Annotated in this window: 13 protein-coding genes and 1 pseudogene; 9 read left to right on the top strand and 5 right to left on the bottom strand. The window is 71.1% G+C overall.

Features of this window, described 5'->3' with window-relative positions:
• Positions 1-6 precede the first annotated feature (6 nt).
• On the bottom strand, positions 7-2115 hold the full coding sequence (locus CEB94_RS05180) for an alpha-galactosidase (RefSeq protein WP_175436898.1): 2109 nt from the start codon (positions 2113-2115) through the stop codon (positions 7-9).
• A gap of 133 nt (positions 2116-2248) precedes the next feature.
• Between CEB94_RS05180 and CEB94_RS05185 the strand changes: the two genes are divergently transcribed.
• The 6 genes and pseudogenes from CEB94_RS05185 to CEB94_RS05210 all read left to right on the top strand — a co-directional run.
• Entirely contained in the window at positions 2249-3286 is a 1038-nt protein-coding gene (locus tag CEB94_RS05185) for a LacI family DNA-binding transcriptional regulator (protein ID WP_175431028.1), read from the top strand.
• 68 nt (positions 3287-3354) lie between these two features.
• Entirely contained in the window at positions 3355-4680 is a 1326-nt protein-coding gene (locus CEB94_RS05190; protein ID WP_175431029.1) for an ABC transporter substrate-binding protein, read from the top strand.
• 2 nt (positions 4681-4682) lie between these two features.
• Entirely contained in the window at positions 4683-5606 is a 924-nt protein-coding gene (locus tag CEB94_RS05195; protein ID WP_175431030.1) for a carbohydrate ABC transporter permease, read from the top strand.
• Positions 5603-6427, top strand: a complete 825-nt coding sequence (locus CEB94_RS05200) for a carbohydrate ABC transporter permease (RefSeq protein ID WP_175431031.1) — start codon at positions 5603-5605, stop codon at positions 6425-6427. The genes CEB94_RS05195 and CEB94_RS05200 overlap by 4 nt, the downstream gene beginning before the upstream one ends.
• An 88-nt stretch (positions 6428-6515) precedes the next feature.
• Positions 6516-8984 carry a CBM35 domain-containing protein gene (locus CEB94_RS05205; RefSeq protein WP_175431032.1) on the top strand — a complete coding sequence of 823 codons (2469 nt, stop codon included), beginning with the start codon at positions 6516-6518 and terminating at the stop codon, positions 8982-8984.
• A 320-nt stretch (positions 8985-9304) separates the two neighbouring features.
• Positions 9305-9991: pseudogene (locus tag CEB94_RS05210) on the top strand (sporulation protein); the annotation flags it as partial.
• A 26-nt stretch (positions 9992-10017) separates the two neighbouring features.
• Here CEB94_RS05210 and CEB94_RS05215 read toward each other — a convergent pair.
• Positions 10018-10986 (bottom strand): M56 family metallopeptidase, encoded by a 969-nt coding sequence (locus CEB94_RS05215; RefSeq protein WP_175431033.1) that lies wholly within the window; start codon positions 10984-10986, stop codon positions 10018-10020.
• A gap of 6 nt (positions 10987-10992) precedes the next feature.
• The gene (locus CEB94_RS05220; protein ID WP_175431034.1) at positions 10993-11379 is read right to left on the bottom strand and encodes a BlaI/MecI/CopY family transcriptional regulator; all 387 of its coding nucleotides are present in this window, start codon (positions 11377-11379) and stop codon (positions 10993-10995) included.
• A 145-nt stretch (positions 11380-11524) separates the two neighbouring features.
• Between CEB94_RS05220 and CEB94_RS05225 the strand changes: the two genes are divergently transcribed.
• From CEB94_RS05225 to CEB94_RS05235, 3 genes are all read left to right on the top strand, one after another.
• Positions 11525-12100: a TerD family protein gene (locus CEB94_RS05225; RefSeq protein WP_175431035.1), complete on the top strand. Its 576-nt coding sequence runs from the start codon at positions 11525-11527 to the stop codon at positions 12098-12100.
• A gap of 79 nt (positions 12101-12179) precedes the next feature.
• On the top strand, positions 12180-12845 hold the full coding sequence (locus CEB94_RS05230; protein WP_175431036.1) for a hypothetical protein: 666 nt from the start codon (positions 12180-12182) through the stop codon (positions 12843-12845).
• Positions 12833-13084, top strand: coding sequence for a twin-arginine translocase TatA/TatE family subunit (locus tag CEB94_RS05235; RefSeq protein WP_175431037.1), 252 nt, complete (start codon positions 12833-12835; stop codon positions 13082-13084). The genes CEB94_RS05230 and CEB94_RS05235 overlap by 13 nt, the downstream gene beginning before the upstream one ends.
• A gap of 13 nt (positions 13085-13097) precedes the next feature.
• Here the strand turns inward: CEB94_RS05235 and htpG are convergent, their stop codons facing one another.
• Both htpG and CEB94_RS05245 read right to left on the bottom strand, forming a co-directional pair.
• Positions 13098-14996, bottom strand: a complete 1899-nt coding sequence (gene htpG, locus CEB94_RS05240; RefSeq protein WP_175431038.1) for a molecular chaperone HtpG — start codon at positions 14994-14996, stop codon at positions 13098-13100.
• A gap of 86 nt (positions 14997-15082) precedes the next feature.
• Positions 15083-15802, bottom strand: coding sequence for a class F sortase (locus CEB94_RS05245; protein WP_175431039.1), 720 nt, complete (start codon positions 15800-15802; stop codon positions 15083-15085).
• Positions 15803-15845: the final 43 nt, after the last annotated feature.

Here is a 15845-nt window from a genome sequence, read left to right on the forward strand (position 1 = left end):
CCCCTCTCACGCCTCCGGCCCGAGCCGGATCAGCAACACCCCGGGTGTGCGCGGCACGGACACGGTCAGCTGCTCCCCGTCCCAGACGGCCCGGCCCGCTTCCGCCGACGACGGGTGCAGGATTTCCGCCCGGACGGCCCGGCCCGCCAGGTGCCGGACGGGGACGCGGAGTTCCTCCGGCCCGCCGCGCCGCCAGAGGGAGAGGTACGTCGTGCCGTCGCCGGGGGCCCGCAGCCCCAGGGCCAGCCACTCGTCCGTCCAGCCGGGCAGGCCGAGCGGCCAGAACGGCAGGGCCCGGGCGAGGTCTCCGCGGATCGACTTGTAGACGTCGACGGCATCGCGGACGAGCGCGCGCTGGTGGTCCGACATGTGGTTCAGGTGGCCGGAGAGGTGGATGCGGCCGAGGAGTGCCCCGCCGAGGGTCCAGGTGATCAGGTCGTCGTCGTGCTCGGGCTGCGGGTAGGCCCAGACGGCGCCCTGTTCGGGCGGGACGGCGGTGGGCGCGGCGGCGGCGATGGGCGGGTAGCTCAGCGGGTCCTGCTGGTCGCTGGTGGACTGGAGCTGGGCCACGGCGAGGGTGGCGCCGTCCATGCGCATGCCGCCCGAGGCGCAGTTCTCGACGACCAGCCCCGGGTGGCGGTCCAGGACCCCGGAGAGCCAGTCCAGGTAGGCCTGGGCGTGGCCGAGCAGGCCCGCTCCCGGTGCGAGGTCGCCGGGGGCCTGGGTGCCGGGGTCGACGACGATGTTGTAGTCCAGCTTGAGGTAGCCGACGCCCCAGTCGCCGGCGATCCGGTCGACCGTCTTGTCGAGGTGGGCCCGGGCGGCCGGGTGGCGCAGGTCGAGCTGGTGGCGGCCCTGTTCGGTGAGGCGTACGCCGTCGCGCTGGAAGAACGCCTCGGGCGGCAGCTCGGCCGCGACGGGGCTGCGCACCCCGACGACCTCCGGCTCCAGCCACAGCCCGGGCACCATCCCGCGCTCCCGGATCCGGTCCAGGACGGCCTGGATGCCGCCGTCGGGGAAGCGGCGCGGCGAGGGCTGCCACGCGCCGACGCTGTCCCACCAGCCCCGGGTGTCGTCGTCGTACCAGCCGGAGTCGATGCAGAAGTACTCGGCGCCCGCGTCGGCGGCGGCGTCGATCAGCGGCAGCAGCTTGGCCGTGGTCGGGTCGCCCATGAGGGTGTTCATGTAGTCGTTGAAGACGACGGGGAGGGCGGTGTGGTCCGGGTGCGGGCGGCGGATGGCCCGGCGGTAGGAGGTGAGGGCGCCCAGCGCGGCGTCGAGGTCCGGGCCGAGGGCCAGGGCGCCGGGGACGGTGGTGAACTCCTCGCCCGGTTCGAGGCGGATCCGCCACTGGTGCTCCGCGTCCGTGGGGCCGTTCAGCGCCAGGTAGCTGCCGTGGGCGCGTTCGCCGAGGTCCCAGCGCCAGCCGGCCGGGGACTCGACCTGCCACACCCAGGCCCGGCCGCCGGCCCGCTCGGTCAGTGCGCCCATGGCGAGATGGCCGTCGGTGGGCCAGCTGCCGCGTCCGGTGAGGACGAGGGCGGCCCGGCTGTCGTGCTCGTGGACGTCCGTGTTGATGTCGGCGACACAGGCGCGCAGCGGCTCGGCGTACCAACGGCACTCGGCGAGCCAGTCGTTGCGGGCCCGGTGGACGTCGAGGTCGTCCGGGGCGGGCAGAGCGCCGAGCAGCAGGCTGCTGACGGACTGGACGACCAGGGGTTCACGGCCGTCGTTGCGGAGCCGGACCCGCGAGCGCAGGACGGGCAGTCCGGTCGGTGAGGTGAGTTCGGCGAACACCGTCAGCCCGGTCTCCGGGTCGTGGAGTTCGACGGTCAGCCACTCCCAGCCGTCGCGGCTGCCGGTGCGGTGGGCGCGGTAGGCGAACCGTGCGCCGAGGGCCGTGCCGGTGAAGCGGGGTCCGGACCAGCCGCTGCCGTGGCCGAGGGCGGTGAGCTCCACCAGCGGGAGCGCGGCGGACGGCGGGCCGGTTCGGCGATCGTCGTCCGGGTGCGCCAGCCGGATCAGTCGTGGTGTCCCGTCGGCGGCGATCGCGAACCGGGCGTCGAGCGCCTCGTGCCCCCAAGTGAACTCGTCCTGGCGCTGGTTGGAGGCCATGTGCGCCGCATCCGCCGTGCCGGTCAAGGTGCTCCCCCTCCTGGCCCCGCCCCGTTGCCGACGAGCGGAGGTCCGCGTGAATCTCTCGTTACGGTCTCTTGACGACCCAAGTGTGACCGGTCACAATCCTCGCATGAATGTGACCGGTCACACAAGGCGCCCGGCGAGCATCCGGGACGTCGCCACGGCCGCCGGGGTCTCGTACCAGACGGTCTCGCGGGTGATCAACGGCCATCCCAGCGTCCGGCCGTCCACCCGGGAGCGGGTGCTGGCCGCCATCGAGGATCTGGGCTTCCGGCGCAACGCCACGGCCCTCGCCCTGGCCAGCGGGCGCACCCGTACCGTGACCGTGCTCACCGCGAACACGACCCACTACGGCTACGCCTCGATCCTGCAGGGCATCGAGGAGTCCGCCCGCGCCGCGTCCTACGCCGTGGGGATCGGTGTTCTGGAATCCGCCGAGGACGCGGCCGTCGCCGCCGAGGTGCAGCGCGCGACGGACGCGGGCGGCGGGATCGTCGTGATCGCCTACGATCCCGCCGGTGTACGGGCGCTGGAGGCCGTGCCCACCGGGCTGCCGGTGGTGGGCGTGGTCGAGACCCCGGCGAGCCCGCCCGGCGGCGAGAGCCCGTGGGTGTGGACCGACGACCGCGAGGCCGCCTACCAGGCGACCCGCCATCTGCTGTCCCTGGGCCACGAGACCGTCCACTACGTCGCCATCCCGTCCAGCACCCGCCGCACCAGCGCCCGCACCAGCGGCTGGCGGCAGGCGCTGACGGAGGCGGGCGCCCCGGAACCCCCGCCGGCGCAGAGCAGCTGGGGACCGGCGGGCGGTCACGCGGCCGGGCTGAAGCTGGCGCGGGACCCGTCGGTCACCGCGATCCTGTGCGGCAACGACGACCTCGCGCTCGGCGTGCTCCGCGCTCTGCACGAGTCCGGCCGGTCCGTGCCGGGCGAGGTCAGCGTGGCCGGGTTCGACGACGCCCCGCACTCGGCCTTCCTCACCCCGGCCCTGACGACCGTACGCCTGGACTTCACCGGCCTCGGCCGGGCCGCGTTCGCCCTGCTGCACGGCGCCCTGGAGGAGTCCGCACCGGTCGCCCCGCATCCCGTGTCCGTGCCGGAACTGGTGGTGCGGGAGAGCTCGGGGCCACCTCCCGCCGATGGTTGAACAGCCCTTGAGCGCACCGCAGTCGAGTCCCGCTTCTTGATCCGAACCACTGCTCGGAAAGGCACGAGATGAACAGAAGAGTTCTCCCCGCCCTGGCGCTGATATGCGCCACCGGCCTGGCCGCCACCGCGTGCAGTGATCCCACCGCCGGGGACACCGGTTCGGGCGACGCCAAGCAGACGGCGGTCGATCCGACCGCTCGGCTGGACGGCGTGAAGCTGACCATGTGGACCGCGCAGAACACGGTCACCGCGCCCAAGCAGGTCATCGACGCCTTCGAGAAGGCGACCGGCGCCGAGGTGGACACGCAGGCGATCCCGGACCTCTACGAGCAGAACGTGCCGACGAAGCTGGCCTCCGGCGACCGCCCGGACCTGATGTTCTGGCAGCCGTCCATCTCCACGCTGCCGTTCATCCAGCCGAAGCAGAACCTGCTCACCCTCGACGGGGAGCCGTGGGAGGCCAAGCTCGGCGGCACCGAGAGGTCCCTCGGCGTCATCGACGGAAAGCGCTACGCGGCGATCGTCACCAGCCCCGCCATGCTCGGCGTCTACTACAACAAGGATGTCTTCCAGCAGGCGGGCATCGCCGAGAAGGACTTCCCCACGTCCTACGACGAGCTGCTCGCCCTCGGCCACAAGGTCGCCGACAAGACGGACGCGGCCGGCTTCTACGAGGCCGGCGGCGACAAGTGGCCGCTCCAGTGGCAGATGCAGATCCAGCTCACCGACCTCGACCAGCGGTGGTGGGCCGATCTCAACGCCGGCAAGAAGAAGTGGACCGACCCGGTCGTGGTCGGCGCGATCAAGAAGTACAAGGAGAAGCTGCTCGACGCCGGGCTCGCCCAGAAGAACTACCGGACGGGCACGTTCACCGGGCAGGCCGACGCGCTGTGGAAGGGCGAGGCCGGCATGGTCCTCAACGTCACCTCCTTCCAGAGCCAGTTGCAGGCCAAGTACTCCACCGCAGAGATCGACAAGAAGATCGGCTGGTTCCCGGTCGCCAACTCCTCGGCCACCGGCCTGTACTCCCCCGACCAGACCAACGGTGTCGTCGCCTTCAAGACCGGTGACGACAAGCGGCAGAACGCGGCCCGGCAGTTCCTCGCCTTCTGGCTCGGCCCCGACTACCCGGACTACATCAAGGCGATGAAGATCCCGTCGGTGCAGCCGTCCGTGCCCACCCCCGACGGACTGCCCGAGACGTCCAAGACCCAGGTGGCGGCCCTGCCGAAGGCCATCGGCGTGTTCCAGGCCAAGGCCATCGTCGCCCCCGACACGCATCTCTACCTGGCCGACATGATCTTCGGCAAGAAGAGCCCGCAGCAGGTCGCGCAGGCGATCCAGGACCAGTTCGCGCAGGTGGCCAAGGCCCAGGGCGCCCCCGGGTTCTGACGATGGCGGACACGGTCGTACGTACACGCAAGGCGCCCTCCCCGGCACCCGCACGCAAGGGCGTGGGACGGCTTCCACGCGCCGCCGTGCACCACCCCTGGTGGTTCGCGCTCCCCGCGATCGCCGTCTTCGCGGGCTTCTTCCTGGTGCCCAACCTGCTCAACTTCTACTACCCGTTCACCAACTGGTCCTCGTACCTCGCGGACATCGCCTTCACGGGCCTGGACAACTTCAAGACCATCGCCGACGACGGTTCGCTGCTGCGCGCGATCCGCACGACGCTGGTGTACGCGCTGCTGGCGGCGGTGTTCCAGAACGGTTTCGGGCTCGTGCTGGCGCTGCTGCTGGAGGACGACAGCCGCTTCAACCGGTTCTTCCGTGCCGTCTTCTTCCTGCCGGTGCTGATCTCGGCACTGGCGACCGGGTACGTCTTCCAGGCGCTCCTCGACCAGGACGGAGCCGTCAACTCCGTGCTGGGCACGGACATCCCGTGGCTGGGCTCGACGACCTGGACGCTGGTGATCGTCACCCTCATCCACGGGTGGAAGTGGATGGGTCTGTCCATGCTGATCTATCTGGCGGGCCTGAAGGGCATCCCCGGCGACATGCTGGAAGCCGCCCGGATCGACGGCGCCGGGCCCTGGCGGACGTTCTGGTCGGTGCGCTGGCCGATGCTCGCGCCGGCCGTCACCTTCAACGTCACCACGGCGCTGATCGGCTCGATGAACACCTTCGACATCGTGCAGGCCACGACCGGCGGCGGGCCCGCGGCCTCCACCGAGGTCTTCAACATCTACATGTTCCGGATCTTCGGACAAGGCCTGTACGCGCAGGCCTCCGCGATGAGCCTCGTCCTCTTCCTGGTCGTGGTCGCCGTGGCGATTCCGCTGGTCGTGGGGCTCCGGCGAAGGGAGCAGATGCTATGACGCCGCTGTGGCGCTACGGCCGGCCCGCCCTGGTCCTGCTGCTGGCCGGGCTGGCCGTGGGCGTGCCGCTGTGGCTGGTCGCCGTCACCTCGGCCAAACCGCAGGCGGAGGCCATCAATCCGAACCTGGACCTGCCCCGGCACTGGCAGCCGTCCGCCAACTACGCGGATGCCGTGAGCCAGGGCGAGATGCTGCACGGCTTCCTCAACTCCCTGCTGGTCGTGGTGCCTTCGGTGGTCCTGGTGCTGATCCTGGGTGCGGGCGCCGCCTGGGTCTTCGCGCGCCGGAAGTCGAAGCTGGTGTCGGCGGCGTACGCGCTGTGCATCAGCGGGCTGCTGCTGCCGCCCGCCGTCATCACCATCGTGATGGAGCTGCGGCAGCTGGGTATGGCCAACACCCGGCCCGGCATGATCGCCGTCTACACCGGCATGTACCTGTCGACGTCGATCTTCTTCATGACCGGCTTCATCCGGGCCATCCCCCTGGAGCTGGAGGAGGCGGCCCGGATGGACGGGGCGAAGCCGGCACGGATCTTCTGGCGGATCGTCCTGCCCCTGCTCCGGCCGGTCATCGCCACCGCGACGATCATGGTGATGCTCTACGCCTGGAGCGACGTCTTCTACGCGTTCTTCGTCCTCGGCGGCGGAGACCGGGCGACCCTGCCGCTCAACCTCTACCAGGTCGCCAGCGCCCAGCTCTACCTCAACAACTGGCATCTCGTCTTCGCGTACGTCGTGGTGATGAGCCTGCCCATGGTCGCCGTGTTCCTCGTCGGCCAGCGAAAGATCGTGTCCGGAATCACCAGTGGAGCCGTCAAGTAACCGGAGGTCCAGCAGCGTGATCACCCCCACCCGCACGAGATCCCGTACCAGAACCGCCCTGTTCACAGCACTACTTGGAGCAGCCGTCATGGCAGCAACCCTCCCCGCGACTGGATCCGCGGCCGCGGCCGCGGATCCGCAGCGCCTGACCGTCGACCTCGACTCCTCCGAGGGCCCGGTGATGCTCGGCGCCAACGGCTCCCTCTACGGGCTCAGCGACGACGGTGTGCCCAGCGACGCCGTGATGGAGCCCCTGAAGATCACCAGCATCTCGCAGAAGCCGGAGGGCGGCGCCCAGCACCCCAACGGCGACGCGCTCACGGTCTCCAAGTCGTTCTTCCGCACGGGCGGCGGCGAGATCAACGTGATGATGCAGGACGTCTACGCCAAGTGGCCGTACGAGGACCTCGGCATCGACGACTACCTCCCCAAGGTCGACAAGATCGTCAAGGAGGTCTCGGCCGACCCGAACAGCGACCGGTTCGTCTACATCCCGTTCAACGAGCCCGACCAGATCTGGTACAAGCTCGACGTCGCCGACCAGGCCCAGTACGAGAAGAACCGCGACCGCTTCTTCAAGGACTGGAAGACGGTGTACCAGCGGATCCGCGCGATCGACCCGGACGCGCGGATCGCCGGCCCCAACGAAGCCGCTTACCACACACGCCTGTTGAAGGACTTCCTCGCCTTCGCCAAGCGGGAGAACGTCGTGCCCCAGGTGATGACCTGGCACGAACTCGGCTCCGGCTCCCTGCGCGACTTCCAGGCGCACTACGACGACTACCGCAAGCTGGAGCGCGCGGCGGGCGTCGCCCCGCTGAAGATCAACATCGACGAGTACGCCAACCGCCGCGACCTGTCCGTGCCCGGGCAGCTCGTGCAGTGGGTGTCGATGTTCGAGCGCAACAAGGTGTACGCCAACATGGCGTACTGGGACGCCGCCGGCAATCTCAGCGGCCAGGTGGTGCGCTCCAACATCCCCAACGGCGGCTGGTGGCTGTTCCGCTGGTACGCGGGCCTGACCGGGAACACCGTGAAGGTGACGCCGCCGCAGCCGAACACCGTCGACACCCTCCAGGGGCTCGCCTCCCTGGACACCTCCCGCCGCCAGGCCCAGGTGGTGCTCGGAGGCTCGGACGGCGACTCGGACGTGGTCGTGAAGAACGTCCCCCGCTCCGTGTTCGGCCGTACGGTCACCGCGACGGTCGCCGAGGCCGCCTGGTCCGGGTACGAGGGGCAGCACGCGGCTCCGCGGGTCCTGGCACGCGTCAAGGTGAAGGTCGCGCAGGACGGTTCGGCGACGGTTCCGCTGCGCGGCCTGCACAAGATGTCGGCGTACCGGATCGTCCTCACCCCCGGCGGCTCGGGCAGCCCGGCCGCCCCCTCCGTCCCGTGGTCGGCGTCGTACGAGGCGGAGGACGCGGCCCTGACCGACGGCAAGGTCTACACCCAGGGCACGGTGAGCAACGCCAACGGCTACGCGGCCTCCGGCACCAAGGACGTCGGCTCCCTCAACCAGCCCGGCAGCAAGGTCGCCTTCACGGTGAACGTGCCGAAGGACGGCACCTACGACCTGGCGATCCTCTACGGCAACCAGTCCGGCGGCCCCGCCACACAGAAGCTGATCGTCGACGGCGCCGACCCGGTGACGGTCACCTACCCCTCCACCGAGAACTGGACCTACCGCGCCAAGAAGGACGTCGGTATCCGACTGAAGGCAGGAACACACCAGTTGGTCTTGTCCAAGGGTGACGCCGAGGTCACGCTCGACCGGATCGACCTGACCACCCGCACCGGCGCGGCATCCGCGTCGTACGAGGCCACCCTGGCGGACATCAGCGGCAAGCCGTCGTACGACTACTCGTCCTCGGCCGGCGTGGGCACGGGCGCCCTGGTGCTGCGCTCGGGTGACAAGGCCGTCTTCGACGTCTACGCCCCGCGCGACGGCTACTACACGGTGACCCCGCGGACGTCGGCGGCGGTGAAGCTCGCGCTGCACGGCGAGACGGTCACGGCGGCGCCCGGCCGCCCGCTGCGGCTGTACCTCGTCGCGGGCAACAACCGGGTCGCGATGACGTCGGGCCACGCCGCCGTCCGCTCCCTCGACGTCTCCGGCGACGGCTCGGCCTCGGGCACCCTCTCCCACGAGGGAGCCTCGGCCACGCTCGCGGGTGGCGCGCGGCTCGTGGACTCCCCGCACGCGTCCGCCGGCTCGTACATCGGCTGGCTGGGCAACAGTGCGTCCAGCACAGCCGAGTTCACGGTGGACGCCCCCAGGTCCGGTCGCTACCTGCTGGTCGTCCACTACGCCCACAACGACCGCCGGGACAACGGCCACGCCTACAACACGGACATCATGTCCCGTACGGCGGACATCGAGGTCGGGGGTGCCGCGGCGCGGAAGGTCACCTTCAAGAACACCTGGAGCTGGGACGACTACTGGACGGTCGGCGTCCCGGTCGAGCTGGCGAAGGGCGCGAACAAGGTGACGTTCGGCAACGCCGGTGCCTGGGCACCGAACATCGACCGGATCGAGCTGGGCCGGGTCGTGGGCTGAGCCGTGCGGTGACGGGTGGGGTCGCGGAGGAGTGAGGCATCGTCCTGCGCACGAACCTCGGTGACGTCAGGTCAGCGGGCCCTGGTGCCGCAGTCCGCCGTGGAGGCGGGCTGCGGCACTGTCGCGTCGAGAGGTGATCCCTTTTCGGCCGGTCCCGGCGCGCGAGGACGCGCGGCGCGGTCTCCCTCCGTCCGCATCCCCTATGCTTCTACATACTTGTAGAAGTAAGCTCACGCACACGAAGGAGTGGACGCCACCATGGTGTTCAAACGACTGCTCGGCGCGCTCGGTGTCGGCGGCCCCACGGTCGACACCGTAGCCTGGGCGTGGTTCTCGGGGTGCGCACCGAGTTGTCGGTGGCGGGCGCGAAGGACAAGGGCGACCTGGACCAGCTGAACGTCTCACCGCTGCCCGTGCAGGAGTCCGTACTCGAAGCCCTCGGCGGGCTCGGGTTCGGTTTCAAGTCGGCCGACCTCGAGTACGGCCGCATCGGCGGGACGGGCCAGCGGCTGCCCTTCTACCAGGAGATCGAACTCGTCCCCTCACCGCGGTACGCGCAGCAGGTCAACGAGATCGAGTTGACGTTCCTGGCGAACCCGGGCGGCATGGAGATCGTCCTGGAGGCGGACAAGCGGGGTGGCTTCCTGCCGTCGGGCGGTGACGCGCTCACCCGGTTCACCGTGTCCCACGACGGGGTGGAGCAGCAGGACTGGCCCTCGACCGTCGACGGCTGGATGCGGCAACTGGTCGAGCACCGGGCGTCGTACGGCTCCCCCGCCGGATACGGCTCGCCCATGGGCCACGGCTCCCCCATCCCCTTCGGGCCGGGCGGGCACGGGCACGAGGGGCAGCACCATGACGGCCGCCGCTCGGGCCCGGGCATGGGCACGGCCGTCGCCGCGGGTGCGGCCGGACTCGCCGTCGGGGTCGTCGGCGGCATGGTCGCGGGCGAAGTCGTCGACGAGGTCGGTGACTTCTTCGAGGGCGACGAGGAAGACGAGGGCTGACACCGGGCGCCGCGGCCCCCGGCCCCTCAAAGAGGCGTCGCCGCGTGCAGGATGAGGACCATCGTCACCGCCGAGTTCGCGGACGACATCGCCGAGACGGCCGTCCCCGCGGCGGCGCCCCACGCCGCCAGCCCGACCGCCGTGAACACCGGCGGCCAAAGGTGCACGGCGGGGGCCGGTCCGAGCAGCGCCGCGACCCGGCGGGGCACCGGTCCGGGAGCGGCGAGTCCCGCGAGCGTGGGCAGTGGGGTGCCCCGCGAGACGAGCGCGGCCGTGCCGATCGCCCTCGCCACCGTGCGGCGGCTGCCGATCGCCCGGGCCGCCTCCTCGTCCGCCCACCGCTCGGCCGTGTACGCCACGGCGGTACGCAGCGGCCGCAGGAACGGGTTGGCCAGGGCCGCCAGCCGCACGGCGAGCAGGAAGCGGTCGTGACGTGCGGCGAGGTGCGCCCGCTCGTGGGCGAACAGAGCCCGCCGCTCGGCCGGCCGGAGCCGGTCCAGCAGGGCCGTGGTCACCACGACACGGCCACGCCCCGCGACGGCACGCGACACAGGACCACTGCGGCGCCACCCGGGCGGCAACGCGTACGCGTAGGGCGCGGCGTCGGGCAGCACCGCCACCTCCGTCCCCCGCAGTCCGGCCAGGGCGAGATGCGCCTGACGGCGTACCCGCCCGTGCCGCCGCACCGTCCGCACGCAGGCGACCACCACCGCGCACAGCGCGGGGATCGCGGCCTTGCCCACGACCTCGTCGTACGGCACCGCCGCCCGCACCTCGGGGTCGGACCAGCCGTCCGGCAGCGGATTGCCGGGCAGCTGGGCGGTGCCGACGACCATCACCAGCGCCAGGCACACCGTGCTGCACAGCGCCAGCACCACGGCCAGCACCGTCAGCAGCCGGGTCGCGGTGCGCGGATGCAGATGCTGCTCGGCGAGGCGGGCGACCGGCCAGGCCGTGAGCGGCAGGACCAGCGGCAGAAAGACGAACACCCCCATGAGGCCTCAGTCTTCCCCTTCGCTCTGGGCCTGATCCAGCAGGTCGCGCAGCAGCCGCTCCTCGTCCGGACCGAGGCCGGTGACGAAGCTGGCCAGCACGGCCCCGCGGTCGCTCTCGGCGTCCAGCACCTTGCGCATCTTGCGCGCGGCCAGGCCCGCCTGGTCCGAGGCCGGTGTCCAGGCGAAGGACCGGCCGACCCGCTCCCGGGTGACCGCGCCCTTGTCCAGCAGCCGGGTCAGGATCGTGATCACCGTCGTGTACGCCAGGTCGCCGCCGAGGCGTTCCTGCACCCAGCCGGCCGTGGCCGGGCCGTCCGCCTCCCGCAGCGCGAGCAGCACCAGCGCCTCCAGCTCACCCTGTCCCCGCCGGGGACGCTGCCCGGGATCCGTCACCGCCCTGCCTCACTTTCGCCGCTGAGGGTTGCCCTTGCGGACATCGTATAGATCCACCGGCCCGATCCCACCTACTTCTACATTGATGTAGATTTCAGAGTGGCATCCGCACCGCACACGTCAAGCGCTCAAGAAGGAGTACCCCGTGGGAGTTTCCCTGTCCAAGGGAGGCAACGTCTCGCTCAGCAAGGAGGCGCCCGGTCTCACCGCCGTCCTGGTCGGCCTGGGCTGGGACGTGCGCACGACCACCGGCACCGACTACGACCTCGACGCCTCCGCCCTGCTCCTCGACGCCTCCGGCAAGGTCCCCTCGGACCAGCACTTCGTCTTCTACAACAACCTCAAGAGCCCCGACGGTTCGGTCGAGCACACCGGCGACAACCTCACCGGTGAGGGAGAGGGCGACGACGAGTCCGTCAAGGTGAACCTGGCCGCCGTACCCGCCGGCATCGACAAGATCGTGTTCCCGGTGTCCATCCACGACGCCGAGAACCGGGGCCAGAGCTTCGGCCAGGTCAGCAACGCCTTCATCCGGGTCGTGAACCAGGCGGGCGGCCAGGAGATCGCCCGCTACGACCTGTCCGAGGACGCCTCCACCGAGACCGCGATGGTCTTCGGCGAGCTCTACCGGCACGGCGCGGAATGGAAGTTCCGTGCCGTCGGCCAGGGCTACGCCTCGGGCCTGGCCGGGATCGCCTCCGACTTCGGCGTCAACGTCTGACACGGACCGACCGCGCCGCCGGACCCGCCCGCGTGCGGCCGGGCCCGGCGGCCGCATCAGCAACCGACCGGGAGACCCTGTGGCCGACCTGTCCCGCCTCCGCCCGGACGACCGCGCGGACTTCGACGCCGTCCTGCGTCACGCGCTGGGCACCGCGGACATCCGTGGCGCCCTGGGCGCCGACCCGACCGGCCGGGCGGCAGCGCACCTGCGCGCCCACGCGCTCGCCCACGCCGACGACATCGCGGCGGCGGCCGACGAGCCGTACCGCTCCTACCTCGCCGTGCGCAGGGCCGCCCGGCGCGAGGCCCGGGGTCCGCTCGGCGCCGGCAATCTGCTCACGGCCCTCGCGGTGCTCACACCGCTCGTGGCGGGCACGTCCGCCGCGGCGCTGCTCCTGATCGGCGGTCTGCTGCACGTCGCCGACGCCCTCGGCCCGTTGCCCGGATCGCTGGTCGCGGCCGGCTGGACCCTGGCGCTCGTGGCGGCCGTGACCGGCCTCGTCACCCTGGCCGCCCTGCTGCACACGGCCCTGCGCCGACGCGGCGCGCCCCCGGCCGCCGGCCAGGTGGAGCACGCCCGACTGGTCTGGCGGCAGGAGCTGCTCGACCGCGGAATGCTGCCGCACCTGCGCAGGCACCTAGTGCCGCGTCCCGAGACGGCGATCACGCCGTGCTCCCCGCCCGGTACGCTCGCGCCGTGCCCGGCCCGGGCGAGAGAGGACAGGACACCATGTTCGGACTGAGCGAGCTCGCGATCATTCTCGTCGTCGTCATAGCCGTCATCGGAGTGAAGAAGCTCCCCGAGCTGACCCGCTCGGCCGGCAAGGCGGCCCGCATCCTCAAGGCCGAGGCCCGCGCGGCGAAGGACGAGGAGGCCGGGACGGCCCCCGCGCCACGGGTGGTCCAGGGCGAGATCGTCCCGCCGGGCACCGGCACGGTCCCGCCCGGCGCCCGGGCGGCGGGCGCCCCGGACCACCCCTGATCCGTCCCCGTGACTACAGCGTGCGCTCCAGGCGGTCGGCCACGAGCCTGACGAAGCGCGCCGGGTCCTTGGGCTGGCCGCCCTCGGCGAGCACCGCCAGGGTGTGGAGCAACTCGGCGGACTCGGCGAGCTCGGTACGGTCCTCGCTCGCCTGGTACGCCTGGTGCAGGCCCTTCACCAGCGCGTGGCCGGGGTTGAGCTCCAGGATCCGCTTGGTGCGCGGCACCTCCTGGCCCATCGCCCGGTACATGTTCTCCAGGGCCGGGGTCAGGTCGTGCGCGTCCGAGACGATGCAGGCCGGGGAGACCGTGAGCCGTGTGGAGAGGCGGACCTCCTTGATGTCCTCGTCGAGCTGCTCCCGCATCCAGCCGAGCAGCCCGGCGTACTCCTCGGCCTGCTTCTCCCGCTCCTCGCCGGCCTTCTCCCCGCCCTCGCCGTCGAGGTCGATCTCGCCCTTGGCGACGGACCGCAGCTTCTTGCCCTCGTACTCGCCGACGGCGTCGACCCAGACCTCGTCGACGGCGTCGGTGAGCAGCAGGACCTCGATGCCCTTGTCCCGGAACGCCTCCATGTGCGGGGAGTTCTCGATGCTCTGCCGGGACTCGCCGGTGATGAACCAGATGTCGTCCTGGCCGTCCTTCATCCGCTCCACGTACTGCGCGAGCGTGGTCGGCTCCTCGTCGGAGTGCGTGGTCGCGAACGAGGAGACGGCGAGGATGGCGTCGCGGTTCTCGGAGTCGGTGACCAGGCCCTCCTTCAGGGCGGTGCCGAACTCACGCCAGAACGTGCCGTAGCGCTCGGCGTCCTTGGTCATGACCTCCTTGACCGTGGACAGCACCTTCTTGGTCAGCCGGCGCTGCATCATCCGGATGTGCCGGTCCTGCTGGAGGATCTCGCGGGAGACGTTGAGCGAGAGGTCCTGCGCGTCGACGACGCCCTTGACGAAGCGGAGGTAGGGCGGCAGCAGCGCCTCGCAGTCGTCCATGATGAAGACGCGCTTCACATACAGCTGGACGCCGCGCTTGAAGTCCCGCGTGAACAGGTCGTGCGGGGCGTGCGAGGGGACGAAGAGCAGGGCCTGGTACTCGAAGGTGCCCTCGGCCTGGAGCCGGATCGTCTCCAGGGGCTCGCGCCAGTCGTGGCTGATGTGCTTGTACAGCTCGTGGTACTCGTCGTCGGACACCTCGTCGCGCGAGCGCGCCCACAGGGCCTTCATGGAGTTCAGCGTCTCGGGCTCGGGCGCGCCCTCCCCGTCGCCCGCCTCCGGAACCATCCGGATCGGCCAGGTGATGAAGTCCGAGTAGCGCTTGACGATCTCCCGGATCGTCCACTCGGAGGTGTAGTCGTGCAGCTGGTTCTCGGGGTCGGCGGGCTTGAGGTGGAGCGTGACGGACGTGCCCTGCGGCGCGTCGTCGACCCTCTCCAGGGTGTACGTGGCCTCGCCGCGCGACGTCCAGCGCGTCCCCTGGCTCTCGCCGGCGCGCCGGGTCACCAGCGTCACCTCGTCCGCCGCCATGAAGCCGGAGTAGAAGCCGACACCGAACTGCCCGATGAGTCCGTCCGCCCCGGCCGCGTCCTTGGCCTCCCGCAGTTCCTCCAGGAACGCGGCCGTACCCGAGTTGGCGATGGTGCCGATGAGCTGCCCGACCTCGTCGTACGACATGCCGATGCCGTTGTCGCGCACCGTGAGGGTGCGGGCCTCCTTGTCGATGTCGAGCTCGATGTGCAGGTCCGACACGTCGGCGTCGAGCGAGTCGTCGCGCAGCTTCTCCAGACGCAACTTGTCGAGCGCGTCGGAAGCGTTGGAGACGAGCTCCCGCAGGAAGACATCCTTGTTCGAGTAGACCGAGTGGATCATCAGCTGGAGCAGCTGACGTGCCTCTACCTGGAACTCAAACGTTTCGGTCGTCATGGTTCGCGAATACCTCACAGGTCCCACAGTCGGCTCAACTGGTGGCTGCCACTCTAAAACACCAAGTCAGGCCGGGGCACCGGAAGTCAGACGAGGTGGGCGAAGACGACCAGGTTCTCGGTGTAGTCGCGGGCCTGCCGGTCGTAGGAACCCGCGCAGGTGATGAGCCGGACCTGGGCGTCCGGTGTGTCGCCGTACACGCGGTCGCTGGGGAAGGAGTCCTTCGCGAAGGACTCCGTGGCGTCGACGACGAAGGTCGCCTTGCCGCCGTCGGCCCGCGCCACCTGGAACCGGTCGCCCTTCTTCAGCTCGCCGAGCCCGGCGAAGACGGCCGGGGAGGTCACGGTGTCCACGTGCCCGGCGATGATCGCGGTACCGGCCTCTCCCGGTGTGTGGCCCTTGGCGTACCAGCCGACGAGGTTGGTGTCGTTCGGCGGCGGGGGCTCCAGTTGCCCGGAACGGCCGATGGCGAGGTCGGTGAAGGGCGCGTCGACCGAGATCTTGGGGATGAGCAGGCGCACCGGCCGGGACCGCGGCAGATGCGGGCCTGCCCCGGAGGCGGCGGACCGGTGCGGCGCGGCGGATGTGGACGGCGTGTCGGGCAGGTCGGGGACGGCCGAGGTGGCGGCCACGGCCGGCGGCGCGTGCGGCGGGCCGGCGGCGTCGGACGACCCGTCGCGGCCGCCGACCAGGCTCACCGTCAGGACGAGGGCGGCCACCACCCAGAGCACCGTCACGAGGGTGCGCAGCCGCCGCTTCGACGGTTCGGGGCGGGGGTCGGGAAGAGCGGGGGGAACGGCTGCCATCAAGGACCACCTCATTCGGGCACGGCGGCGGGGCGCGGGACGA

The sequence above is a fragment of the Streptomyces hawaiiensis genome (assembly GCF_004803895.1).
GTDB lineage: Bacteria > Actinomycetota > Actinomycetes > Streptomycetales > Streptomycetaceae > Streptomyces > Streptomyces hawaiiensis.